This window comes from Pseudomonas sp. NMI760_13, assembly GCF_021283245.1.
Taxonomy (GTDB): Bacteria; Pseudomonadota; Gammaproteobacteria; order Pseudomonadales; family Pseudomonadaceae; genus Aquipseudomonas; species Aquipseudomonas peradeniyensis.
The window spans coordinates 1-1,397 of record NZ_JAJSRC010000079.1 but is presented as its reverse complement, the minus strand read 5'-3'; the positions used below and the strand labels follow the sequence as shown (position 1 = coordinate 1,397).

Here is a 1,397-nt window from a genome sequence, read left to right as displayed (position 1 = left end):
AAGGCATTCTCTATCACCACCTCAGTGCCGAGCAGGGCGACCCGTACCTTTTGCAGTCACGCCTGGCCTTCGACAGCATCGAGCGTTTGCGGGCCTGGGCTGCGGCCTTGCAACAGGTCATCGACCGCCACGACATCCTGCGCACCTCGGTGGTCTGGGAGGGGTTGGGCGAGCCAGTGCAGGTGGTCTGGCGCGAGGCCCGCCTAGCGGTCAGCGAAGTCACCGGGCTGGGCGAAAAGGCAGTAATCGAGCAACTGCAGGCCCGTTTCGATGCCCGCCAGCAACGCCTGGACCTGACCCGGGCGCCCTTGCTGCGCCTGGTCTATGCCGAGGATCCGCGCCAGGGCGAGTGGGTAGCCCTGTTGCAGTTCCACCACCTGACCCTCGACCACGCCGCCATGGCCGTGGTCGGCGAGGAGATGCAGGCGCTGCTGGACGGGCGTGGTGTCACGCTGCCTGCGGCGGTGCCGTATCGCAATTATGTTGCCCAGGTCTGCCTGGGCGACGATCAGGCTGGCCACGAGGCGTTCTTCCGCGCGCAACTGGGTGATATCGACGAGCCGACCCTGCCGTATGGCCTGGCCGATGTGCAGGGCGATGGCGGGCGCGTCGAACATGCTGCCCTGATGTTGCAGGCCACCCTGGCCCATGGCCTGCGCGAGCAGGCGCGGCAGCGCGGCGTCAGCGCCGCCAGCCTGGTGCACCTGGCCTGGGCCCGTGTGGTGGGCGTGCTGGCGGGGCGTCGCGACGTGGTGTTTGGCACCGTGCTGATGGGCCGCCTGCAAGCGGGCGAGGGCGCCGACCGGGCGCTGGGCATGTTTATCAACACCCTGCCATTGCGGGTGGATATCGCGCTGCCGGTGGACCAGGCGCTGCGCCTCACCCACCAGCGGCTGTCGGCCCTGCTCGGTCACGAGCACGCGCCCCTGGCGCTGGCCCAGCGTTGCAGCGGCGTGGCCGCTTCGGCGCCATTGTTCAGTGCCTTGCTCAACTACCGCCACAGTACCGAGGGCGTCGCTCGCGACGGTGAGGGCATCTGGCAGGGCGTGCGGCTGCTCGGTGGCGAGGAGCGCAGCAATTACCCGCTGACCCTGAGCGTCGACGACCTGGGCGAGGGTTTCAGCCTGAGCGTGCTGGCCGCCGAAGGGCTGCCGGCGGCGCAGATCGGCGGCTGGATGGTCAATACCCTGGACCAATTGCTGCAGGCCCTGCAGCAGTGCCCGGGGCAAGTGGTCGCAGGCTTGCCGATACTGGATGACGAGGCTTCGCGCCAGGTGCTGGGGGACTTCAACGCCACGGCCGTGGGCTATCCGCAAGGGGAGACCGTGCACGCACTGGTCGAGGCCCAGTCGCCCGAAGCATTGGCCGTAGTACAGGGCGAGCTGAGTCTGAGCTAT

Annotated in this window: 1 protein-coding gene; it reads left to right on the top strand. The window is 68.5% G+C overall.

Annotated features, from left to right (window positions below):
- Positions 1 to 1,397: condensation domain-containing protein (locus LU671_RS29215; protein ID WP_232857808.1), on the top strand; the 1,397-nt coding region annotated here is incomplete at both ends.